Annotated in this window: 26 protein-coding genes; 5 read left to right on the forward strand and 21 right to left on the reverse strand. The window is 45.2% G+C overall.

The window, feature by feature from the left end; all coding sequences use genetic code 11:
• Window positions 1-21 precede the first annotated feature (21 nt).
• Window positions 22-780: a DUF4099 domain-containing protein gene (locus BQ5453_RS06900; protein WP_071122639.1), complete on the reverse strand. Its 759-nt coding sequence runs from the start codon at window positions 778-780 to the stop codon at window positions 22-24.
• A 232-nt stretch (window positions 781-1,012) separates the two neighbouring features.
• On the opposite strand from BQ5453_RS06900, the gene BQ5453_RS06905 reads away from it, so the two are divergent.
• Window positions 1,013-1,621, forward strand: coding sequence for a M23 family metallopeptidase (locus BQ5453_RS06905; RefSeq protein WP_083361179.1), 609 nt, complete (start codon window positions 1,013-1,015; stop codon window positions 1,619-1,621).
• A 72-nt stretch (window positions 1,622-1,693) separates the two neighbouring features.
• Here BQ5453_RS06905 and BQ5453_RS06910 read toward each other — a convergent pair whose 3' ends face one another.
• The gene (locus BQ5453_RS06910) at window positions 1,694-2,647 is read right to left on the reverse strand and encodes a hypothetical protein (RefSeq protein ID WP_071122641.1); all 954 of its coding nucleotides are present in this window, start codon (window positions 2,645-2,647) and stop codon (window positions 1,694-1,696) included.
• 201 nt (window positions 2,648-2,848) lie between these two features.
• Between BQ5453_RS06910 and BQ5453_RS14460 the strand changes: the two genes are divergently transcribed.
• Window positions 2,849-3,073 (forward strand): hypothetical protein, encoded by a 225-nt coding sequence (locus BQ5453_RS14460; RefSeq protein ID WP_071122302.1) that lies wholly within the window; start codon window positions 2,849-2,851, stop codon window positions 3,071-3,073.
• Between the two features lie 56 nt (window positions 3,074-3,129).
• A complete protein-coding gene (locus BQ5453_RS06920; RefSeq protein ID WP_235860024.1) occupies window positions 3,130-4,287 on the forward strand; it encodes a hypothetical protein in 1,158 nt (385 codons plus the stop codon).
• Between the two features lie 65 nt (window positions 4,288-4,352).
• Here the strand turns inward: BQ5453_RS06920 and BQ5453_RS06925 are convergent, their stop codons facing one another.
• The 4 genes from BQ5453_RS06925 to BQ5453_RS06940 form a co-directional block, all read right to left on the reverse strand.
• Window positions 4,353-4,976 carry a BACON domain-containing protein gene (locus BQ5453_RS06925; RefSeq protein WP_143033328.1) on the reverse strand — a complete coding sequence of 208 codons (624 nt, stop codon included), beginning with the start codon at window positions 4,974-4,976 and terminating at the stop codon, window positions 4,353-4,355.
• 272 nt (window positions 4,977-5,248) lie between these two features.
• Complete coding sequence (locus tag BQ5453_RS06930; RefSeq protein WP_074027647.1) at window positions 5,249-6,124, reverse strand: tyrosine-type recombinase/integrase; 876 nt, start codon at window positions 6,122-6,124, stop codon at window positions 5,249-5,251.
• Window positions 6,114-7,118 (reverse strand): tyrosine-type recombinase/integrase, encoded by a 1,005-nt coding sequence (locus BQ5453_RS06935; protein ID WP_017141835.1) that lies wholly within the window; start codon window positions 7,116-7,118, stop codon window positions 6,114-6,116. Before BQ5453_RS06935 ends, BQ5453_RS06930 begins: the two co-directional genes overlap by 11 nt.
• Window positions 7,105-8,349, reverse strand: a complete 1,245-nt coding sequence (locus BQ5453_RS06940; RefSeq protein WP_005801711.1) for a site-specific integrase — start codon at window positions 8,347-8,349, stop codon at window positions 7,105-7,107. Before BQ5453_RS06940 ends, BQ5453_RS06935 begins: the two co-directional genes overlap by 14 nt.
• Before the next feature lie 265 nt (window positions 8,350-8,614).
• On the opposite strand from BQ5453_RS06940, the gene BQ5453_RS06945 reads away from it, so the two are divergent.
• Window positions 8,615-9,775, forward strand: coding sequence for an IS110 family RNA-guided transposase (locus BQ5453_RS06945; protein WP_071122046.1), 1,161 nt, complete (start codon window positions 8,615-8,617; stop codon window positions 9,773-9,775).
• A 285-nt stretch (window positions 9,776-10,060) separates the two neighbouring features.
• Here BQ5453_RS06945 and BQ5453_RS06950 read toward each other — a convergent pair whose 3' ends face one another.
• The 15 genes from BQ5453_RS06950 to BQ5453_RS07015 form a co-directional block, all read right to left on the reverse strand.
• On the reverse strand, window positions 10,061-10,393 hold the full coding sequence (locus BQ5453_RS06950; RefSeq protein ID WP_005801714.1) for a toprim domain-containing protein: 333 nt from the start codon (window positions 10,391-10,393) through the stop codon (window positions 10,061-10,063).
• Window positions 10,390-11,139, reverse strand: a complete 750-nt coding sequence (locus BQ5453_RS06955; protein ID WP_002584964.1) for a DUF4366 domain-containing protein — start codon at window positions 11,137-11,139, stop codon at window positions 10,390-10,392. Before BQ5453_RS06955 ends, BQ5453_RS06950 begins: the two co-directional genes overlap by 4 nt.
• The gene (locus BQ5453_RS06960; protein ID WP_002584965.1) at window positions 11,129-11,395 is read right to left on the reverse strand and encodes a DUF4315 family protein; all 267 of its coding nucleotides are present in this window, start codon (window positions 11,393-11,395) and stop codon (window positions 11,129-11,131) included. The genes BQ5453_RS06955 and BQ5453_RS06960 overlap by 11 nt, the downstream gene beginning before the upstream one ends.
• Before the next feature lie 6 nt (window positions 11,396-11,401).
• On the reverse strand, window positions 11,402-12,124 hold the full coding sequence (locus BQ5453_RS06965; RefSeq protein ID WP_002604475.1) for a phosphoadenosine phosphosulfate reductase domain-containing protein: 723 nt from the start codon (window positions 12,122-12,124) through the stop codon (window positions 11,402-11,404).
• A 13-nt stretch (window positions 12,125-12,137) separates the two neighbouring features.
• Entirely contained in the window at window positions 12,138-14,108 is a 1,971-nt protein-coding gene (locus BQ5453_RS06970) for a C40 family peptidase (protein ID WP_071122644.1), read from the reverse strand.
• Window positions 14,105-14,344, reverse strand: coding sequence for a DNA methyltransferase (locus tag BQ5453_RS14780; protein ID WP_458692637.1), 240 nt, complete (start codon window positions 14,342-14,344; stop codon window positions 14,105-14,107). Before BQ5453_RS14780 ends, BQ5453_RS06970 begins: the two co-directional genes overlap by 4 nt.
• Entirely contained in the window at window positions 14,232-15,077 is an 846-nt protein-coding gene (locus BQ5453_RS14575) for a DNA-methyltransferase (protein WP_235860045.1), read from the reverse strand. The genes BQ5453_RS14780 and BQ5453_RS14575 overlap by 113 nt, the downstream gene beginning before the upstream one ends.
• Window positions 15,078-15,085: 8 nt before the next feature.
• On the reverse strand, window positions 15,086-17,482 hold the full coding sequence (locus tag BQ5453_RS06980) for a VirB4-like conjugal transfer ATPase, CD1110 family (protein WP_002604478.1): 2,397 nt from the start codon (window positions 17,480-17,482) through the stop codon (window positions 15,086-15,088).
• Entirely contained in the window at window positions 17,442-17,879 is a 438-nt protein-coding gene (locus tag BQ5453_RS06985) for a PrgI family protein (RefSeq protein WP_232305647.1), read from the reverse strand. Before BQ5453_RS06985 ends, BQ5453_RS06980 begins: the two co-directional genes overlap by 41 nt.
• Complete coding sequence (locus BQ5453_RS06990; protein ID WP_002604480.1) at window positions 17,836-18,384, reverse strand: MT-A70 family methyltransferase; 549 nt, start codon at window positions 18,382-18,384, stop codon at window positions 17,836-17,838. The genes BQ5453_RS06985 and BQ5453_RS06990 overlap by 44 nt, the downstream gene beginning before the upstream one ends.
• Before the next feature lie 10 nt (window positions 18,385-18,394).
• Entirely contained in the window at window positions 18,395-19,246 is an 852-nt protein-coding gene (locus BQ5453_RS06995; RefSeq protein ID WP_003502113.1) for a VirB6/TrbL-like conjugal transfer protein, CD1112 family, read from the reverse strand.
• 85 nt (window positions 19,247-19,331) lie between these two features.
• Window positions 19,332-19,547, reverse strand: a complete 216-nt coding sequence (locus BQ5453_RS07000) for a Maff2 family mobile element protein (RefSeq protein ID WP_002604482.1) — start codon at window positions 19,545-19,547, stop codon at window positions 19,332-19,334.
• A gap of 67 nt (window positions 19,548-19,614) precedes the next feature.
• Window positions 19,615-21,396 carry a VirD4-like conjugal transfer protein, CD1115 family gene (locus tag BQ5453_RS07005; RefSeq protein ID WP_002604483.1) on the reverse strand — a complete coding sequence of 594 codons (1,782 nt, stop codon included), beginning with the start codon at window positions 21,394-21,396 and terminating at the stop codon, window positions 19,615-19,617.
• Window positions 21,393-21,866, reverse strand: coding sequence for a PcfB family protein (locus BQ5453_RS07010; protein ID WP_002604484.1), 474 nt, complete (start codon window positions 21,864-21,866; stop codon window positions 21,393-21,395). Before BQ5453_RS07010 ends, BQ5453_RS07005 begins: the two co-directional genes overlap by 4 nt.
• A gap of 36 nt (window positions 21,867-21,902) precedes the next feature.
• Window positions 21,903-22,805, reverse strand: a complete 903-nt coding sequence (locus BQ5453_RS07015) for a DUF6017 domain-containing protein (RefSeq protein WP_441056734.1) — start codon at window positions 22,803-22,805, stop codon at window positions 21,903-21,905.
• Between the two features lie 65 nt (window positions 22,806-22,870).
• On the opposite strand from BQ5453_RS07015, the gene BQ5453_RS14470 reads away from it, so the two are divergent.
• The gene (locus BQ5453_RS14470; protein WP_173018957.1) at window positions 22,871-23,260 is read left to right on the forward strand and encodes a hypothetical protein; all 390 of its coding nucleotides are present in this window, start codon (window positions 22,871-22,873) and stop codon (window positions 23,258-23,260) included.
• Window positions 23,261-23,369 lie beyond the last annotated feature (109 nt).

Consider the following 23,369-nt stretch of genomic DNA (forward strand, 5'->3'; position numbering starts at 1 on the left):
CCCTAAGTTTGATGTTTCACTTTACTTTCTTGCAACGACAGAAGCATGTCTTCCTGCTGCTTTTTTCTGCTCATTCCACAGTTCTTCGGTATATTCCTCCTCTGGAACATAGTCAAGATTACCGTCATCATCCATTACCCAACAGCCATAGATGCCGAAGGTGTATTTGTCCCACTCTCGCTTGCCCTCCTTGCGCCACTGTTCACCATCACCGTTGGCGAAGCGGATGCCAGTATCACTCTTCAGGTCGATGCCTACGGTCACAGGCTCGTCTTCTACGGCAAATGTCAGTGCCTCGCCATTTTGGATGCTCTTTAGTTCTGTTCCTCCAAGACAGAGTTCGTCAGATAGCACCTGCAAGTTTCTACCAATCACTGGTGTCGGCACTGCCATAACCTGATTGGTCTCTCTGTCAATCTGTACAAAAGCCTTGACATGTGTGCCATCTGGTATATCCACATCTGCCACCACAGCCTTGCCCTGCTTCAACAGTTCCTGCTGCTCCTTGGTGAATTTGTCCAATGGGGCATACTTCAACACAGGATAGAACATCACATCCACGTTTCCATCTGCCATTCTTACCAAGGCGAATCGGGTTCTGCTCTTGATACTGTAACCCTCGTTTACTTCCATGCTCACAGGCAATACTGGCGATGGACGACCATTGCTGATGTCATCCAAGGCATGCATCGGCAGGTCTTCTATCATCTCATGGGTAAGACCGAACTTTGCAAGTGTCTGATACGGCACTTCGCTTTCTTCAAATGAGTTTCTTTTCATATTCTGATTATATTTTGAATGATACTTTGCATATAGCCATGCAAAGATAGCCCAAGAGTAATGAATACAAGAAAGCCTACGTTCTTCTGCCCAATCTTTTCCATTTTATTATGATTATATCATCATTTCATACTCTCAATCATACTTTAATCTTATTTTATGTTATACTTTTACTGCATCGTGTATCACTCTTGATTTCTTTCCCTAACTTTGCACTATGAATAGGAAAATAATGGCATTATGGGCAATAAGTTGTCTGGCGGTATCGAGTGCGAAGGCGCAGTTCAATACCGTCAGCGATAACGCATGCCGTTACAAAGTCAAGAAAGTGGAGGAGATGTTTCTGCCTCCTGCAAATAATCAGGTAGATTTCGTCACGGCAAATCTGCCACAACAGGAAACAGATTCTGTGGATAACAAACAAAAACAGTGGACAAGTAGCTATCCAAGCTTCACTTATCCACTGAAATCAATCAAAGTCACCAGTCCTTATGGCTATCGTCGTGACCCTTTTACAGGTAAACTATCATGGCACAACGGTTTGGATCTTCGTGCGAAGAACGAACCTGCCTATGCTATGATGGATGGTATTGTCGAAAAGGTAGGGTATGACAATCGTTCTGGTAACTATGTTACATTGCGGCATGGCAATTACCACGTCAGCTATTGTCATTTGTCTTCTATCATAGTTCGTAAAGGAGAATATGTTTATCCCGGTATCATTGTTGGAGTCACTGGCAATACCGGTCGTAGTACTGGCAGTCATCTCCACCTTACATGCAAAAAGGGTGGCAGGAGTATCAATCCTACCATCCTTTTGAAAATTATTGAGAGTATATAACTTTTAAGAACGAAAAAACTTTTTTATCATTGTTGTACAATAAACCACGTATATATATGTGATAGATGGTATTTATTTTATGTAATCCATATAAATATGTAGTGCAGAAAAATTTTCTGTAGAAAGTAAAGACAGCAAAGAAAATAGTATGGTTAAAATAATTCCTATCATTGATAGGGTTAATGATTGTGTGTTGCGGTTGTTCTCTTCAGTTAACTTATTTTTTGTGATTATTATAGAATCTGCAATAATCGAGAGATGGCGAATAACAGCCTCTTGCTTTGATACGTCTAATTTTTTGGAAGAATTATGTAAAAACATGAGGGAATCTCGTTCCTTTCCTGTAACATTCATAAGATACTCAACGTCCTTTTCTTCTTCCAATATGGGCTTGACAATAGAGTAAACCTTTTGGCAACGCTCTTTTATTATCTGAGACAAATCTTGATTGTTTATTGATTCTATGCACACTTCGCAAATAACATTCAATAAATCTATAAATGTGTCTTTTTTACTTGTATAGTTTGTATAGAATCTGAATAAATCATTTCTTGTATTGTATCGTCCTTGATAGATGGCGATTATTAAATTTTGAGGTTTGTCTAATTCTTTATTCTGTGTTTTTTCATTCGAGTTTTTCGATGAAAAAGGAAATATATAGATGAAACATATGATGAAAGAAACAAAAATCGCAAGCCCAAATGCATTTATATAGGAAATCACATTAGGTTTTGTTCTTGCTAGTGTTGTGTATAAAAATAAAAACAACATTGAAATTAATATTGTTATACAAGATCTTACTATATTAGGCTGAGTATTAAAACACCAGGTTATCATAACGGAAAATATAAAAATGCCAATCCACGAACAAACAGTATATCCCAATAGAAATAAATTTACTATTCCCAATGTTTGTAAAACTGTAAATACAACAAAAGCAGCAAATGCGATAATTATCGCATTTGCAAGTGTTATGGTTCTTTCTTTTTTTATTTTATTTAATATATCGAATTTCGGTAACAGCATGGTATGTCCTTAATTTTTTTCGTATATTATTAGCTAGGGTGTCCAGTTCTACGTTCCTAAAAACGTAGTATCAAACGCCCTTGTCATTGTTAATATAACGTTCTAATATTTAACGCTTTAGCAAGCAAAATAGTTCTTTGAAAATTTGTATAAGTCGTTAGTTTTTAGTAACTTAGTAGCATAATTAAGCAACTAAAAACAATGAAAAAGTTTGATTCAAAACCCAATAAAGAAACCTTAGAAGAGGAAGTTAAACGTCTTCGTAAAGAGAATGCCAAACTTAAATCTCAAAAAGAGGCCGACAAGGCTAAACTTGAAGAGGTAAGGAAGGAACTTAAAAAAAAAGACGTAAAGACCGTGACTGTGACCGAAGAACAAAAGAAATTGTTATCGACCCTATTCCCGGACATAGATTCTCTCTTCTGATTGTTCAACTTTGCGTATTGATTTACATTCGTACCAACTGCGGCCTTCGCACTGTAGTGAAGATTCTTGAGATTTTCAATGAAGCACTTGAAGGCAAATGTGGAAAGATACCATCTTATAATACCGTAGAGAACTGGATGAAGAAGTTAGGCCTATCTACTTATGAGAATGACAGCAAACCTACTGATAAGAAGTTTGCATGTATCATTGACGAAAGCATTATGGTTAATCGAGAGAAACTTCTTCTGATTCTAGGTATTCCTGCCAATCATCTCGGACGTCCCATTAAGCATGAAGACGTTACTGTTATCGGCATGAAATCCAGTGGTGGCTTTAAAGGGGATGACATCAAGCAAGAGATTGAAAAATCCATTGAAGGAATTGGGGCTAAGCCTGAATATATCATCAGCGACCAAGCTCATAATCTTACAAATGGAATTAAGCAATCAGGTTTGCTGCACCATATCGATATCAGTCATGCCATGGGCACATGCTTTAAGCATGCTTATGGCAAACAACCTGATTTTATGAACTTTACTGCACTTCTTGGGAAAATCAGATTGCAATATCAACTTACAGATAAAGCATATCTTTTACCTCCCAATATGCGTAGTATCGCCAGATTCATGAATTTCCATTCATGGGTTGATTGGGGCAACAAAATGCTTGAAAGTTTCGATAAACTCCCAGAGAAAATGCAGGAGGCGTATGCCTTCATTCTTGATTACAAGGAGCTATTGGTTGAATTGAAAGTCGCTGTATGTGCTGTAGAGTATATAGAAGCCGTCTGTAAAACAGAGGGATTCAATCTTGCGACCTGTAACAAGTGCAAGAAATATATCATGCAGCACGTCATCGGTAATGCAAACAACCGCAGAGCTATGCTTGGAATCGAGATTTTAGAGTACCTCAAGGAGCATGAAGCGAAGTTGAATGCTTCTTATGAATCACGCAACATCTCTTCTGATATCATTGAATCAACCTTTGGTGTATTCAAGCAAAAGAAGTCGCCAAACAAATTGTATGGCATTACTCCTTTTGTCCTGTTTATACCGTTACACGCAAAACTCGAGAACAAATCTGCTACTAAATCATTTAATTTCAAAGAGCGCTTATGTAATGTTAAACTAAAGGACATTGATGCTTTTGCAAAAGAGCATATGTCCATAAACTGGGTTACAGAACGTACCAAACAGCTCAGAAAAGTGAGCTAATTTAGGAACGTAAAACTGGACACCCTAATTATTAGCTCATTTTTTGTTTGCCTAAAATAATAAGGCTATTTCTGCAAGATAGTTATTTTCTTTACTTCTCCTAAACATCCAACCTCTATCTCGCCAATTCTTTTTTGGGAGGTATTATTTTTTGTAGACTCTACGACAATCTCATCATAATTATTTCTTGAAACGATTACCCATTTAGGAAATGCAAGCAATTCCCAATCTCTATTACAAGTTATTTTTACTTTTTTATATTCACCACCTTTACTTTTAAATGAAAGGAACTTATCACTTAAAGATATTGTAGTACAAATTGTATTAGGCAATGATGAAAGTGAATCGTTAAGTGCCTCAGATTTCTTGCACAAATCTACTATAGACGACCATTCTGGTATCATTTTCTTTATTTCAGAAATTAATTTTTTGAAGTCTCCTATAATATTAGTTCTTTTATTATAACACTCTACAGACGTTGATAATTTATCACCGCAATACAAACGAAGTATAGTGTTTTCATCTGTTAAATCATAATTATAAGGTTCTACTTTTTTTAGCCTGTAATTATTGACAGTTTCCTTTAGCTTTTCAAATGAAGATTCATGATATTCGAAAGTACTTCTATATAGAATGGTATCTATATTATAGACTTTTATCTCTATCGTTTTTTTTGTAAATATAATCATATAAGATTGAGATATCGAATTGTCTATAATTTCCAAAGTAAGTTTTGTAGTAGATGAATCACATTTTACGGAATCAACGGCTGGAGCATTATTGTGATTCTGCAGATGAGTCCTTGCTACATCAAGTATCTGGTTACGATTCAATTTGTTTTGTCCCAAACAGTTAATAGACATAATAAAGCAATATACAAGTACTAACCATTTGATTCTTTTGCGATATTTCATATATAGCTGTGTCATTATTTAAGATAATTTATACTAGTTGGTTGTATTTATCCTCCAACATATATAACATCATATGAATCATTCCATATTTCTTTAATAAAATTATTTATATCAGAAGAATTAATTTGATATTTTTGCATAGGAGTTTTTGCATTAGCCAGTTTGCACATGACGCATAAGTATTCACCACCTCCATATTCAAAAGCTATAATACGGTAACCTTCGTCCCATTTTATTTTGATTTTTTCTTTTATTCCAATTGCTGGACGTTGGTTCAACGATTGCTTCAACAGACCTTCGGTTTCCATATACTTTTTAAGTAATTCCACTTGCTGTTCTTGTAGCGGAACAAGCCTTCTTTTCCGTCCCTTGCCAAATAATGACACATAATATGGCTTAACCAAATGCAGGTCTGTCGGTGTCAGATCTATGAGTTCCTGAACTCTGGCTCCACTGTCATACAGTAACGCTATCAAGGCAAGATCACGAAGTCCGTTTCTCGTATTTACTGGTATTAACGACAACAATAGTCTTATTCCGTCAATAGACAGATAACTTACTGACTGCTTTTCGCAATGTTTCGATTTTATAGATAATATGGATTGCCATTGGTCCAAATGGAAGATGTCAGTATACAGCATATACTTACAAAAAGTATGGAATGCAGCGAGCTTTTGATTGCGTGTTGATGTACCGCATCCTTTGTTTTCTTCCGTCCAATGTAAAAAATCCGAAACATTGTTTCGTGTCAGATGTTCCAGCGATATCCTGTCTGCCTTAATGCATCTTGTTTTTTCCATAAAATCTATGAATGACAAGAATGTATTTCCATATGCCCTTATGGTGTTATGGCTCAGACCTCGTTCTCCGGACAGATAACTTGTAAAAAAGCGAGTCAGATACTTTGCAAAATCATCTTTCATAGGCTACAGGATTATTGGGTAAAGCGGGGTATAAAAAACTTGTAATGGAACTTTCCAGTTTCAGTACATCCGGATACATCTCTTGTGTCAGCCGCACATAGGTTTCCGTATCGGACAGCTTCTTATGTCCAAGAAAAACGGAAAGAATAGGAAGCGTACAATATATATCCGCCCCGTTTCTTACTTGGTGCATCAACGAATGTACGGCAAATGTATGCCTTAGATCATGTACTCTGGGTCCTTTTTTAGCACAATGCGGAATACTGCATTTTCTTAATATAATTCTGAACCACGCATAAACCCTGCTCTGGTTCAGAGGCAATCCGGATGGAGAAATAAAAAATGGAGACTCCATGGCATTTACATGGGGTAAAGGCAGCCTGTTCCTCGCTTCCACATATTGGCTTAACATCTGGTGCAATGACGGATAGACAGGTATCAGGCGTTGGCGCTGGTTCTTGGTTTTCCTTATCGTGATCACTCTTTTCTCGAGATTTATATCTTGGTTCAACAATGACGTGGCTTCACTCACACGCATCCCTGTACCATACAGCAGGCGAAGAATGGCAGGTATAGAAAAAAGACGGCTGTCCATATTTCCGTGATCGCTGGCCACAAGAGAATCACACACTGTAAAAATGGAAAGCACTTGTTCGTGCGTGAAGATGTATGGTACATACGTATTGGCTTTGCTCTTTGGAATTCGAGGTACATAACAAGGAAAACCTATGTTATTCATATACTTTGCAAACTGTGCCAATATAGAATATTTGCTACAAATCGTTTTATAGCTGTTATTAATCAAAGTATGTCCCCATTTGTCTATCAGTACACTTGTGATAAAAGGAGTCCGTACCTTTTCTTCGATGAAGAACCGATCGAGTAACCCTAAAACACTTTCAAAATATTTCCTTGAAAAACCCAGAGCTTCTTTTGCATCCACAAACTTTTGCATATATGGAGCGAATACGCTCATAAATTTACATTTTTCCATAAAAGATACCTCCTTTCTGTTCGTAAAAAGCGGGATTGACAAGCGGTACGTCAAGGGCACATTTCATCAGGCTTGACAAATCTACCCTTAAATATTCCATTGTACTCAAGGAACTCTCGTGTCCCAATGATTCAGATATGACTGGCAGCGAAACACCGTTGGCAAGCAGTCTGCTGGCGAGAGAATGACGCATAGCATGAGGACCGAACTTACGTTTGGATATATCAACGCCTGATTCTCTCATAATTCTTGATATTACACCGTTTATTCCCCAACGGAACATTGGACGATAAGGTGGACGTGCCGATAAGAATATTTCCGAATGCCCGGAAATCGGTCTGCCATAACGCAGATAATTGACTATGGCTTCACCGACATCAGTAAGCAACGGAAGCTCTATCGATTTTTTTGTTTTGTATTGGATGAATGCAATGACATTGTGATCCCAATCCAAATGGTTAAACTCCAATCTGCAAATATCCGAAGCGCGTAAACCGAGCCGTGTGGCAAGAAGCAATATTGCATAATCACGTTTCCCTACCGGACCTGATTGTTCAACCGACGACTCTATTTGTTTGACTTCTTCGGCACTATATATGGAAGGCAGTTTTTCCCGTTTGGGATAACGGTTGCGAGAAAGAACATATTCAAAATCTGTCTGAATATATTCTTTACCTGCCAGGAATCGGAGAAACAGCCGTATAGAAGAATATCTGTCCCTGGCGTTTCTACTCGTACTCAGAAAGGTCACGATTTCATCTTCTCCAATATCGCAAAGTTTTGATTTTGACTTGGTTTCCAAAAATTCAATAAAATAACTCAAATTACGGCGATGTTTTAAAACCGTAATATCATTACGCCGACTATTTACCAGCTCTTCCAGAAAAAGATGTGCAGCTTCTCCAATCTCTCCGGGCAAAGGATGTTCTTCTATTGGTACTATCCTTTTTGGAATAATACCTGTATCCAAATAAGCGGAAAGGATATGCACACTACGGGTAAGTACCCGCTTGGAGAATGGGGTTAAATTCGAAAGAATTGATTTTAGGTAACATTCTCCGGCTTCAGTCGAGTAGAACACGATGTCTTTTTCCTGTAGATAAGGCAACAGGTATTCCGACCATTTCTTCTGGTGTAAAGTAATGCAGGCTTCCGAATACCCAAGAAACCGCAAGTGTTCTGTACATTCTTGTATCAGAACATGAATGTTTTTCTTTTTGTTGTTGGACATATTTATTGATTTTAACGGGTGGTTTGTTCCAGCCCTATGCGAAATTACCATTATATTATCCAAACAACATTATCAAAAGTAATATTGAAAATCAATTTATTGGAAATTAAGATGAGAATTTCCAATCACATGCCCACGAGATAAAAAAGGGACCGCAGCAAAACATAAATCAAGCCCGCTTCAGTTTCCTATATTGGCAAATGTTGCCAAAATCCCGTATATTTGTGGGAAAACAGGCTCTAACGCCTAATTAAATTAAAAGCTTATGAAAACTGTAGCAGGGCTTGATGTGCACAAAGATAGTGTATATCTCTGTATTTTGCGAGAAAACGGGGAGAAAATAGAACGCGTATACGGCGTTTTGACTCCACAACTCGATTCCATGCGCGATTTTATGGCAGAAAACGAAGTCAGCGAAGTCGCAATGGAAAGCACAAGTGTGTATTGGATTCCCATCTGGCGCGTACTTGTTGATTCATTTGAACTCAAGTTGGTTAATCCTTACTTTATTAAGCAACTTCCTGGGCGTAAAAGTGATGTCAAGGATGCTCAATGGATTGCGGAATGCGTCATGAAGGAACTAATTCGTGGAAGCTTTATTCCACCTCCTTTAATCCAACAACTCCGCTTGTACGACAGACGAATATTCGAGTTGAATGCGGAATTAGTAAGAAAGTATTCCAAGATTGATGCGATATTGCAGCGCTGTAATATTCGTTTGAGTAACTATGTGTCCAATACAGATTGCAAGAGTTACAAAAATGTTGTCAAGCGTATATCTGAAGGTGTAACTTCACCGCAAGAACTACTTATGCTCGTACACAAACGCATTATAAACAAGCATGGCGAGGATACGATACTGGCAGCACTTACAGGTGTCGTTTCCGAAGCTGAAATAGACATGCTTGCACAATATGTTGCAGAATCAGCCTTATTGGAGGATAACAAGAACAAATGCATTGAAAAAATGCGGGAAATCTGCAACAGGGAGTTTGAGGAACAGATGAAGAACCTTCAGACAATCCCAGGTGTAAGCGAGCGTTCCGCCCTGACAGTCCTTGCCGAGATAGGTCCAGACGTAAATGCGTTCCCGAGTGCCAAACATCTCGTCTCTTGGTGCGGTTTCAACCCAAGAAATGACGAAAGTAACAAGAAAATCAAATCGAACAAGATTACTCACGGGAACAGATTCATCAGAATTGCCAGTGTTCAATGCGCATGGGCTGCATCAAGAACGAAAGATTGTTACTTCTCTAAGTTTTACGCATTTCACACACAAGTGAGGAAGAAATTCAAGTTGAAAGTAGTGGTAGCTGTGGCCAGAAAAATACTTGTGTGCATTTGGCACATTCTGAAATTCAATGTTTCATACAAGGACTTTGAACCCCAAAAGTCTGTTGCTAAAGATTGTACTCAGCTTGCTTAGTGCAAGCTGTAACAATAAGTTTCCATTGCAAGGCTATTAAGTTTCTGGTAGTTCGACTCCGTCCTTGTAAATTAGCCAAAGCCTTGGATACTTGTGGATGCCCACGTATAGCTTCGAGCTAGAAGAGAAAAATACCTTTTTACATACGTGTCGTCTCTTCAATTTTGGAGAGACTGGATATTTGCGCTGTATAGAAAACGAATATTGGGATTTCGTGTGTTACTTAGGATACTCATAATCCTTTTTTAGAGAAAACTTATAGTTGTTATTGCTTTGGATAATCTTTTACTTTGGATAATCGCGCCCGCTGTCGCAAGCATTGATAATCTCGGTAACGTCGCTGCGGTGCATAAGGTCTTTGAGAATGGAAAACTGCTGCTCCTTGCCGCTGGCAACAATAAACTGCCACTCCTGCGGGACAATGGGAAGATCGTCGTACTTCCATTTACGGAATTGTTCATTGTAGGTCGCCGCGTCTGCAAGGCTAATCAAATGCCCGATACACCACGACACAAGGTAGCCGCCGCCCTCAAAATATCCGCTGCGCTTTTCATTCGCGCCCATAACGGCGGCAATCGCCGCCCCGACGCTCGGTTTTTCTGCAATTACAAGTTTCATAGATTATCGTCCTCCTGCTCGGTCTGTTCGGTTTCGACTACTTCCGTTTCCTCGTCGTCCTCGTCAAAATCAAGGTCGTCAAGGCTGCTGCTGCCTTTCGCCGCGTCCTTTTTGGGCTTCAAAATCTTAAAGTAGTAGAACGCGCCGCCGCCCGCTGCGGCAACAAGCAGCACGACAAGCAGAATACCCATGCCGCCGCCTTTTTCTTCTTCCGGCGGCTGCTCGGTTTCTTCCGGCTCCGGCTCGGCTTCCACACCCGCGCACTCGCTCATGTTGACGCTGCAAACCGGGCAAGCGGTGTTGACGCTTCCGGCAACGCATTTATCGGTGCAGCTACAAACGGGGGCTTCGGTCTGCCCGTCCTCCATAAGGGCGGTTAAATCCGCTTCGTCCACTTGGTTAAGGAAATGGACGGTATTTTCCCCGTCCTCGGCGCGGTCAATGATGATGTAAAAATAGTTGCCACTTTTGGTAACGACGGTGATAAACTGCTTGTCGCCGGACGCTTCACCCGTTATATCGTCCACAAGGGACATATTCCCGTCCGGGGTAAGGGGCTGCGGCTCATAGCCGCCCGTCGTTTCTTCCGGCTCGGTTTCCGGCGCGGGGGTTTCCTCGGTTACGGGGGTAGGCGTGTCGTCGCTTTCATCGCCACCGCCCGCATAAGCGGTAACAGAAAAGCCGCACATGATAACCAGTGCGGCAAGCAATACGGTAAACTTTCGGATTATCTTTTTATTCTTCATTGTCGTTGTCCTCCTGTTCGGCGGGGTAAGTGGCTTCCGGCTGCGGCAAGGTGATTTCGCCGCTGGCGTAAGCGGAGAGGAACGCGGCAAGCTGCGTCCCGTCAAGGTGTACCGCCTTTACCATTTGCACGATCTGCGCGTTTTCTTCCTCGACTTTCTGCGCTTCAAGGTCTTTCAGCTTCTTTTGCTGTTCAAGGATTTTTGCCCTCGTTTTCTCAATATCCCTTTCGATACGGTCAAGTTTCGTGTTCGCCATAGTCATTTACTCCTTTCCAAACTGTTCTTTCCATGAATAGCTGCGCCCCAATCCCTTAACGGTTTTAAGATAGGGCATAGCGTTTTCTTCCAAAGTCGCCGCCCGGTTAAATAGATCGGGATAGTGTTCTTTGAGATATAAAATCTCTTGTTTCTTCATGCTCGGACAAAAGAAACAGGACGATTTACCCGGCTGCGGCAATCCTGCCGCTTTGATTTCCCGGATACAATCGTCCCTGTTCCAGCCCCATTCTTCAATGAGGGGGTAGCGGTTATGATATTTTTTGTCGGCTTCGTTGTACTTGCGGGAATGTTCATACCGTTTCACTTCTCCCGCGTCATAGCCGATATAGCGGTTGACTTTCTCGCCGCGCTGCCATACTTCGCGGCAAGGCGCATAGTGGTTGCAAAACTTTTCCTGCGGTGCGATTTTGTGTTTCTGCGAACAACGCTTATGCCCGTAGGCAATCGACGGGAGCGTATGAGAGCGCAAGCACTCGGTTTCAAGAGATAGGCGGTTGCCGTAGCGGTCAACATACTGCACAACGGTAATCTGCGGCATACCGTGTTCCGCAAGCCATTGATTGATTATCTCGATAAATTGATAGGTATGCGGGTGTTCCGCGCCCGTATCGGCAAAGGTGATAAGGTCAATCGGGATTTTGTGCTTGTATAGGCCAATAAGTAAGGCGGCACTATTCGTGCCGCCGCCAAAAGATACAATATTCATTTTTCAACTCCTTTTAATTGTAATTTAACCGCCCGTAGGCGTAAAAGTGGGATTGCCAATAGCTGGTGTCCAGCTTTGAATACTGGATAGGGTCGCCACAATGCAGCATGACGGGGCTTCCGTCCCCGTCCTCGCCCACATGAATCCCCACATGGGAAACGCCGGGGGTGTCGTATGTACCCGTAAAGAACACCAAATCCCCCGGCTGCGGGTTAGAAACAGGGGTTGAGATGTTGTAAAGCCCTTGCGCCCCAAGTCTGCCCGTATTGTATAGGCCGCTGTTCGTCAACACATAACTCACAAAGCCGCTGCAATCAAAAGAGGTTTCCGGGGTGCTGCCGCCCCACACATAGGGAAAACCGACGTATTTATCTGCTTCCTCCATGAGCCGCGCAAACTTTTCATCGGAACCCAGCAGCGCGGCGGGTACTTCATAATCGGCGGGCGGGGTTTCATAGTATTTAGACACATAGCCGGATTGCGGGAAAAGGTCGGGTCTGTTTCCCAGCGACGACATATACATAGCGTACATGGATAGCTGTTCTTCGCCCATGATGTAAACGGGGACATGGGAGAGGTTGAAGTTTTCCAAATCCACATGAAGAATGTAATAGTTATAGGGGACTTCAACCGTATAGGGGTTGCCCTCGCTGTCCGTCCTTGTTTCGGTGCGGTAGCGTACCTGTACTTCTTCCTCGACCGTCAAGATATACTGTTTCTCAAAGAGCATTTCAAGGGTGCTTTGCACTTCATCGAGTGTAAACACGCCCTCATGCCACGCGGAAAGGATAGAAATTAGCACATAGGGGTCATGCTCGATCTCGTCCGCGTTTACCCGGTATTCGTCATAGCCGGGGTATTCGCTTTCGATATTGTCCAGCATATCTTGTAACTCGGCTTCCATAGCGGCATACGCGCTTTCCGCGCCCGTTATATCCGCGTCCTCGGAGAGATAGGACGACGCAATCAAGCCGCTGCCGCTGTTGCCGCCAAAGAGGGAGCAAGAGGACAGCCCGCCGAAAAGCAGCAGCACGATAAAGGCAATCCCGCCCACAATCAAGCAGCCTTTCCAATGCCGGACAACAAAGAACGTCGCCCGTTTGGTTTCCTGCGCGGTTTTCTTCGCCGCCTTTGCGGTGGCTTCAGCGGTTTTTTTCGCTTTGCCGCCCGCTTTCAGCGTTTTTGCATACTGCTTTTTAATGCGCTGCTTCTGCCAAAAACGGGAAATGGGGTTGGAGTGCGCAAGCGCGGGGTTATCGTGCAACGCCTTTTGATAGAGAAAATCTGCGTTTGCCTTTACCGCTTGTTTTTCCGCTGCCGCCGCTGCCCGGTAGGGTTTCAGCTTATGGCGGCGTATGCCGCCCTTAACTGCCCGCGCCGCCATGCCGCCCGCTTTCTCTCCGGCAAGTTCTACCCGGTGCCCGCTTTCCACACCGACGTTTTCTTTCTCTACCTCGTAGATTTTCCCATGTACGGTACTGTTTAACTCCTGTGCCGGACGGGATAAGGGGTTATGCCGCAACTTGCCGTTTGGGGGCTTATCCGTCTTTTCAAAGGAAAGGCGCGTCTTTGCCTTGCCTTTCGCTTCGTCAAAAACGCGCTCTTTCTTGATTTTGGTCTGCTTGGGGATAGCCGCCCGCGCTGCGTCTAAACAGTCTGCCGCCTTATCCGATTTCTTGATCGCTTTTTGAAGTTCCGGCGTTGCCCGTTCCGCTTCGGAAAACTGCAAGCGGGAAGAATGGGTTTTAGGCTGCGTCGCGTCAAGGGCTTTTTTCTCCGCGCCTTTTGCTGCGTGTCGCTCAATCTCTGCGCCGATATGCTGCACAACCTTTTCCGCTGCCACCCCTGCGGGGGCTGAATAGTTTTCTTCCTGCGGCCTTTCGCTGATACTGGACGTTTCGCCCGTCGTGAGGTTTTCCGCAACCGCACCGTCGCGGGTCATTTTTTGCGTTACCTTGTCGGGGGCTTTCAGTTCCTTGCTCAATCTTCATCACCTCCAATCCGCTGTTTTGCAAGTTCGCAATAGTCGGGGTTTAACTCAATGCCGATATAGCGGCGGTTAAGCCGTTTTGCTACCATGCCCGTCGTGCCGCTGCCGAAAAAGGGGTCAAGGAGTGCCGCTGCCGAAAAAGGGGTCAAGGACAATCCCGCCGATGGGACAGCCCGCCAAAATGCACGTTTCCGCAAGTTTCGGCGGGAACGCTGCGAAATGCCCGCCATGATAGCCGACATTGTTAATCTGCCAAACGTTGCGGCGGCTGCGGACGGGAGAAATCAACTCGTCGGCGTATGCGCCCTTTTCGCGGGGGCGGTTGATTTTCTGCGGTTGGTTTTGCCCCGGAACAGTAACGTTATACTTATTTCCTTTGCTAACTCCGCTTTTCAGCCGCCCCGCCGTTGTGGGGGCTATCGGCTCGGCTACTGCTTGCCAATCGTAATAATACTTCTTTGACTTGGTAAGCAGAAACACATATTCATAGCAGCGGGTCGGCCTGTCCCGCGTGCTTTCCGGCATGGGGTTTGTTTTGTGCCAAATGATAGAACTGCGCAAATACCAACCGTCGCCCCGCAAGGCGAGGGCTACAAGCCACGGAATACCAATTAAATCTTTGGGCTTGCAGCCGGGGGCGCGGTGGTTAAACGCCACTTGCTGCCCGTTCCTGCCTTTGGGGTATTTGGGGTCTTGGTGGTCGGCTTTGCTGCCTGTGCCGCAATAAGTGTCCGCGATATTCAGCCAACAAGTACCCTCCGGCGTAAGCACCCGCTTTACCTCATGGAATACCGCCGTAATACGGGAAACATATTCCTCCGGCGTTGCTTCCCGTCCGATCTGCCCGTCTGCGCCGTAGTCCCGCAAGGCATAGTAGGGTGGGGACGTTACGCAACAATCAACTGCATTTTCCGGCAAGGTTTGAAGCACCTGCAAGCTGTCGCCGCAATAGATTTTGTCCATTTCTATCCTCATGCCGACACCTCGCCGGGTTTGGTCGTCATTACACGATAGAGTTCCGTATCTTGCGGGAAACGGTCAATAAAGGGCAAAATCACGTTGCCATAGAAGATAAGCCCCTCGCCCGCGTCGGAATGGGTTACATAGGTCATTTGCTGCTGCGAAATGTTAAGCTGCTTTGCAAGGATTTCCCTGTCGCCCTGGGCTTGGTTGAGCATATACACAAAATCGCTGTTTTCAAAAATGTTCTCCACCTCGCGGGACGATAACAAATCTTTCACGTTTTGGGTGATACCTGTCGGAATACCGCCCCATTTTCTAAAACGCTTCCAAATCTCAACGCTGTACGCTGCGGTCTGTTCCTCTTTGAGCAGCAAATGAAACTCGTCGATATAGTACCGCGTCGCCTTGCCTTCGCTGCGGTTTATGGTAACTCTGTTCCAAACTTGATCTTGGACAATGAGCATACCGAGTTTTCGTAGCTGGGTGCCGAGTTCTTTAATATCAAAGCAGACAAGGCGGTTGTGAATGTCAACGTTTGTTTGGTGGTTAAACACGTTCAAACTGCCATTTACATAGAGTTCCAATGCCGACGCGATACGCTGCGCTTCCTTTTCCGGCTGCTTCTTGATTTCATTGTAGAGGTCGCCCAAAATCGGCATATTCTCCGGCTTCGGGTCTGCAAGGTAGCTGCGGTACACGCTGATAACGGCGCGGTCAATCAAAGTCTTTTCAACCGCTTCCAGCCCGTTTTTGCCGCCCATAATCAACTCGCAAAAGGAAAGGATAAAATCGCTCTTTAAGGCTATGGGCGTGTCGCCCTCGCTGTAATTGAGGTTTATATCCATCGGGTTAATGTACTGCGTGCTGTTCTGCGAAACCTTGATAACCTGCCCTTTCAGCCGTTCCACAAGGGGGTAATATTCCGCTTCCGGGTCGCAAATGATAATATCGTCTGCGGTAATGAGAAAAGCGTTGGTGATCTCGCGCTTTGCCGAAAAACTCTTGCCGCTGCCGGGTGTGCCGAGTATCAAGCCGTTAGGGTTCTTCAGCCTTTTCCTGTCGCACAAAATCATGTTATTCGATAATGCGTTTAAGCCGTAATACAACGCTTCGCCGCTTTGGAACAGCTCTTGTACCGTAAAGGGGACGAAAATGGCGGTGCTGGAAGTCGTCAAGCCCCGCTGGATTTGGATTAGGTTTTCGCCCAATGGGATAGAGGACATAAGCCCCTGTTCCTGCCGGTAGTCAAGGCGGGTGAGCATACAGTTGTATTTCTGTGCGATACTTGCGGCCTGAAATACGTCGTTGTCCAATTTCTGCTTTGTGTCTGCCACATTCAAAACTAACAGCGTAAGCAAAAACATTCGCTCGTTCCGGCTCTGCAAATCCCGCAAAAGGTTTTTCGCTTCGCCGCCGTAGGTGGCAAGGTCGGACGGAATTATATCCATATCGTAGCCGCTGCGGATTGCCTTTTTCTGTTCCTCGATTTTCATACGGTCAAGGTCGGTGATTTTCCGCTTGATCGTCTTGATCGCTTCGTTGTGGTCGATACTCTGAATGTGCAGATTGACGACAATCCCGTTTTCCGCTTCCATGAAGTCGGCAAGCATACGGTCTGAAAGTTCCGGCGCGGCAATCTGCAAAAAGGAAACCGCGCCAAACTTCCCGCCCATTTGAAACATTCGCCCGTCGCCAAAACGGAAAGAGGACGGGGCAATAAAGTCTTTGACGGAAAGGCCGCTTACGGGTAGCCATTCCCACGCAAAGTTGAAGCGTTCCCCGTCCGGGTGGAAAAGCCCATGCAGCACTTCAAGCCGCTGCTTCCCGTCCAATACCCGCGCCGCCGCGCCGATCACCTTAAAATGGTTGAGGGTGTCCGTTTCGATACGGGCAAGCCGCGCCCGCGCCGATTTAATATCTTTTGCTTCAATGGTAAAGGTGAGAAACTTTGTCTTGATAAGCCCGTTGTTGCCGCGTTCAAGCTGTGTTTGCAGCATTTCGGTGTATTCGGCTCTGATACTGTCAAAGTCGTCATTCTGTGGGGCAATCGTGATACTGCTCTTGAAATCCTCCTTGTTCGCATGGCGGCTGATTAAGGAAAGCTGCACACTGATAGAAGCGTCAAAAGAGTTATACATATCGCAAAGGGCTTCAAAAATGGCGGTCTTGTCGTCCGGCTGCGCAAGCTGATAGTTAATATCTTCAAACTCAATGCACTTGGAATACCGCCCGTTTGCAAGGCGGCAAATCCCGTCCTTATACATTCGTTCAAACGGTATGCTGTCCTGCGCCGTATGGGGCTTCCCGTCGCCCTTTGACTGCCGGATAAGCGCGTCGATCTGTTTCTTTTCCTGCCGCGTAAGTTTACGCTTTTTGTTTTGGGTCTTTCCCTTTTCCTTTGACAATCGCCCGTACCTCCTTATCTAATCGCTCCTGCCGCGCAAGGGCGGTATAAAAATTGTTGGTCTGATAAGGTCGCTCTTTGGGGCGAAGAAACTTCACTTCCACAAATTGCCGTATAATCACTTCCAGCGGTTGCCCGTTCTTCTCGTACATAGCGAGTAGGAACATGGGCAGCATGGCAAGCACCATGCACAAAGCCGCCGTTGTCGTTCCCGCGCTGTCCTTTGTCAAAAAGAATAGCGGTAGCCCGATAGCCACCGCCGCGCCGAAACAGAGTAATTGTCTTTTGGTAAGGTTGAACATTACCTTGCTCTTGATTTTGGTTAAATCCTTTGGGACGGTTACATACGCCATTTCAAACCTCCTTTCCGGCAAACCGTATGTCGCTTTTGATTTCATTTCCCCATACGTCCCAACCAGGGGTATGCTGCCTTGCAAACAGTTCAATACGCGGTAGGTCGCCCATAAGGGCAAGTATCTTTTCCCGCGTTATATCCGGCTTTTTGCTGTGCTGCTCAACAGGGGAAATAATAAATTGATGTACCTTGTTTGATTGTCGCTTCGGGTGTCCTTTGGTAGCAAGCAAGCAGATTTCCGCATTTCCTCGCGTCCAAAAGCCCAAGCCATAAAACCAAGTGGGCGATTTCCGATTTTGCTTTAACCATACAAAGGCAACGGATTTATAGGTAAATCCCCAAGCCTTGATTAACTGCAACGCTTCTTTAAGCTGCGGGAACGTCGCCCATAGGAATAAAATACAGTCCTTATCCGCAATTTCTTTGACGGGTAAAGCGCAAAGTTCCTCAATACTCATAGTGGGATAGTGCTTTTCCGCTGCGCCCTGTACCTTGCTTCTCGCGTATCTCCAAGGGGGATCGGCGTAAATGATTTTGTATTTCTTCATCTGCACCCCCTTAATGCGCGCTGAATACGGATTTTGCAAGGCTTCCCGTTTTGAAAAGCGTAAAACACAAGAGGACGGTATAGCCCATGCAAGACCAGATCGCGCCGGATATGTCATCGGTTGCTGCGATTGTCTGTATCAAAACCGCATAAATACCGACGCACACAAGAATTAGAAAAGCCTGAAAACCGAGGGCAAGCAAGGATTTTAAGTAGTTCTGTCCCATGCCGCCCCATTCACGATTTACCATTGTCGCAACGGGGATAGGGGCGATACTCGTTACAAGGTATATTTCAATCATGCGCCCGTACACCACCAGCATGATACAGATAGACAACGCTTTCATGGTAAGCCCCACAAAGAGTGATTGAAACCATAGCCCCAAAAGCCCGCCGACGCTCATAGCGTCCAGCTTTGCTTCTATATCGGTGATAACGGTTGCAATATCTATGCTTGTGTCGGATATGATAACGCCCGCGCTGTCGTTGACGACGCTCTGTGTAATGTCAAATACGCCCATGACGATGTTCCAAGTATTTGTTACCAGCAGCACCGCAACAAAGGTTTTGAAAATCCACTTGAAGAAAATCCAAGTGTCGAGATCGTGCAGATTGTTTTTCTCAATTACAAGCTGGATTAGTTCGTAGCACATGACAAAGGTAATGATAACGCCCGCAATCGGCACAATGACGTTTTCCGATAGGCTGCGTATCATATTGAATATGCCCGCGTTCCACCCGGCGGGGGTTGTGCCGACTTGCGTTGCGATTTCTCCAACCTCTGTATTTACGCTGTCGAACAGCCCGGAGAGATTAGAGAGTATTCCGTCTGTCAAAATGCCGCGAAACCAATCTTCAATCATCTGCCATATCAAAAGCTAATCCCTCCTTTCCCGCGCCCTCCCGCGTGAAGCGGGAGAGCGCGGCGGGTAGTGTTAGTTTGTGGCATTATCCAAACAGGCCGGAGAGCAGCGGGACAAGGGTAAGGCCGATAAGGGCAACGCCGCCGCCCGCCATCAACTGTTTCATGCCCTGCGACTTCGCGCCGGGGTTATCGTTGCCGTACCCCTCCATGAGGTTAATGCCGCCCCAAATGCCAAGTCCTGCGCCAAGCGCGATTACCAAAGTCTGCAATACGTCAACTGCGCTGTTGAAAAAATCCATATAAACCTCGCTTTCTGCCGCTAAAACGGCTCAAAAAATGTTGTTGGAAATAAAAATGCCGCCGTTTTTATTCGGCGGCTGCGTCCTCGTCGGACAAATCTATTTCGTATATGTCAAAGGGTTCGTCGGGCTTTACGATTGCCGGACGGGTGGACATATACCGTTCAACGTCAAAAGCGTTTTTCTTGTCGAAGTCGGAAAGGTATTTGTAGTTCGGGTGCTGCGTTATATCGTACTTATCGCTGAAAAAGGGGCGCACGCCGCGCAACTGCAAAATACATTTTCCTCCGTCCATAACTGCGATTTCGTCCTGTGTCATCAACTCCTTTCCCAATTTCTGATAATTGAGGCCATGAGAAACCTGCGTGCCGCGATTTTCGGAAGTGTTGAAACTGTCGATTGTTTCACGTCCCAAGTTCTCCGAAATATCCTTTGCATTTTTCCCGCGCCCTCCCAAAAACAAGGTGCTGTCGGCATTGTCAAGTATGATTTCTGCCGCGTCCTTGTAAATGGCTTTTAGCTGGCTCTGCGATTGCAGAATGATAGAAGCCGAGATTTCCCGGCTGCGGATTGTGGCAATCAATTTTTCAAACTGCGGGATTTGTCCAATGTTTGCAAACTCGTCTAACAGGCAGCGAACATGAACCGGCAGCTTGCCGCCGTATTCGTCGTCGGCCTTGTCGCACAAGAGATTAAATAACTGCGATTGCAGCATAGCGATAACAAAATTAAACGTGCTGTCCGTATCGCTCATAATCAAAAACAAAGCTGTTTTTCTGTCGCCTAACGTGTCAAGTTCTAATTCGTCGTAGGACATAAGATCGCGCAATTCCTTTATATCAAAAGGAGCGAGCCTCGCACCGCAAGAAATGAGGATTGATTTTGCGGTTTTGCCCGCCGCCAATTTATATTTTCGGTACTGCTTCACCGCGAAATGGTCGGGGTCGCGTTCTTCCAAGTCGGCAAACAGCAAATCGACGGGGCTTTGATATTCCTCGTCGTCCTCGCGGGCTTCGCTGGCGTTGATAAGTTCCAACAGGGTAATAAAGTTCATTTCCTCGGCGGGGGCTTCGTACCAGATGTAGCCCACCAACGCGCAATACAAAAGCCGTTCTGCCTTTACCCAAAAATCCTCCGCGCTTTTTTCTCCCTCACCTTTGGTATTCGCTATCAACGTATTTACCAGCTTCAAAATATCTTTCTCGCTGCGGATATACACAAAGGGGTTGTAGTGCATAGATTTTTTGAAGTTAATCGTATTCAGTACCTTAATGCGGTAGCCCGCCCGTTGCAGCAGCTTCCCGCACTCAATCAAAACCGTACCTTTCGGGTCGGTTAAGACGTAAGAGGAATGAAGCTGCATTAGATTAGGTTTGACAAAAAATCTTGTTTTTCCGCTGCCGCTGCCGCCGATCACGACGACGTTCTTATTTCTCGCGTACTTCGGCTGCTTCGGGCGGCTGTTCATGGTAAGCCGTTCCGTCTGCGTCAAAATGATGTTGTTTTGGAAATCCGGGTCTATGTAGGGCTTTATATCTTCGGCGTTTCCCCATCGGGCAGAGCCGTACTCCGCGCCCTTGCGGTATTTCTTCGCGTTTTTCCCTTTGACATAGACTATCAAGCGGATAATCACCGCACCGACAATGCCGACAAGCAAATCCAACGGGTAAACGCTCGGCAAGGCGTTTTCAAAGGCTGCGGAAAATCCTTGTGTGATATTCAGTATCTTTGCAGAAATATCCGCGCCGGGGGCAAGCCGCACCGCCTGTCCGACTTTATCAAAGAGATAGACAAAGAACACATAGGGGATATTCGGAAGTATCAGCTTTTTGTAGTTGATCTGCTTCATATCTCGCGCCCCCTGTCCATTTTCTTTACCTTGTCGCGGGCGGCGTTAAGCTGCTTCGCCTTGTCCTTTGCAGCGGCAAGGGCTTTGCGGATAGAGGGCTTTTTCTCCCGGTTCAGCTTCTTTGCGGAAAACTCTTGAAACGCTGCGGTCATAACGTCCGCGTCCCGGCCTTTGAAAAACACAAGGTAACGGGTCTGCTCGCCCTTAACCTTTTTTAGCGAAAAATCTATGTTGTATTTCTTCGCCGTACTCTCAAAGGCTTTAATATTGCTGTCGGTGATCTCGATGTTGGAAACACCCGCGTTCTGCTTCATAAGCTGCCGCATGGTCTGTTTCCCATGCGCGGGTTTGCTTTTCTGCTCCAAAAACTTTTGGATTGCTTTCTGTAACGCCTGTTCGGTAAGCCGCGCCGCGCCTTTTCCCACTTTGACGTATAGGGCAATCGTTTTTTGGGTTACTTCCTCCTGCAAGGTATCAACTCCTTTCCCGGTAAAGTGCGGCTATGCTCATTCGCCGCCGTATAAGTCGTGATTGACAAGGGCGGTATAGTAGCTGTCAATGGTACTCGGCGCGTTGAACAGCACCGCTTTTAGATACTGCTTGATGTTGCGCACTTTGGTTGTGTTCTCCCTCATGCAATCCAAAACAAACTCAATATGGCTGCTGTTCAGCTTCAAAAACTTGGATTTCACCAATTCGGCGGGGTAGTCGTCCCCGGCAATACGGATTGTCTTTCGGGCTGTGCAGACGGTTTCCAGCATAAGGTCAACAATCTCGTCCAAACGGTCTTTGTCAATTTTGCAGTTTTGAATGAGATGGTCGTATTCGATATTGTCCTTGATAATCTCCCTGTAAATCTCTACTGCGCTATTGCTTTTCGCTTCCGTTCTTTTCCTTTCCGGCGGCGTAGCCGCTTCGCCATGCGCAAAGGGCAAGGGGTTTAGGGAATGGAAAGGAATGGAATCGGTACTTGATAAATCAGTAATTGATTGTTCTTTACTTAATATATCTTTATTTAATTGCGTTGGATTTTCCAACGTAGGTTTTTCCTGCGTAGGTTTTTCCAACGTTGGATTATCCAATGTTGGATTTTCCAATGTAGGTAAATCCAATATAGGCGGCTGTCCGCCGCTGGTAGCTGCTTCCGGCTCTCGCGGCTGCGGCTGCTCGTATATGACGTAATCTGCGCCCCGCAAGCGTCCCTTTTCGTCGCGCTCCCGGCTGCGCACGATATATCCGGCTTTTTCGAGTTCCTTTACCGCTTCGCGGATTGCGTCGATCTTCTCCCGGTTGATATGGGATAAGCCCGCAAGGGTATAATCCCAATCTTCGGGCAGCGAAAGCATTTGCGACAACAAGCCCTTTGCCTTTAAGGACAATTCCTTGTTTCGCAAGTGGTGGTTGCTCATAACGGTATATCCCGTATTTCGCTCCACTCTGAAAACTGCCATATTTCCTCACTTCCTCTCTTGGTATGCGTGGACAATTAGAAAGCCGTTTTCGGCTGTTTTGGTATTGCAATATGCCCTTTGCCGTTTTCGCGTCTGCAAAGCCGCATGGCACAAGGGCTTTTGCCCGTCTATTTGTCCATGCTGGCGTGCGTTTTCCGCGTCCTTTTGCCGGGGCAATAGGGACACTCTTTGAAAACGCAAAACTCATATTTCCACCCGGGGCGGTAGAAACGGCAAGTGCCGCAATCTTCATCATCTCCGGCACAACCGGATTGATAGCGGTCAAATCCCGGCTTCTGCTGCATGAGCAATTCAAACGCCCGCTGCTTGCCCTTTGTGAAATACATTCCGGCTGCACCTCCTTTCCTGCGGGCATAAAAAAACGGCGTTACTTTCTCCCCCAAAGGGGTTAAGGTAACGCCGTTTGTGTGCGTATTCAGTTTTTAACACATTCCCTGTCTATCCGCTGTCCGCAAAACCATTGATTTTATTAGCTTTTTGCCGCTATCGCTATCACACCTC

The sequence above is a fragment of the Prevotellamassilia timonensis genome (genome assembly GCF_900106785.1).
In the GTDB taxonomy this organism is placed as follows: Bacteria; Bacteroidota; Bacteroidia; order Bacteroidales; family Bacteroidaceae; genus Alloprevotella; species Alloprevotella timonensis.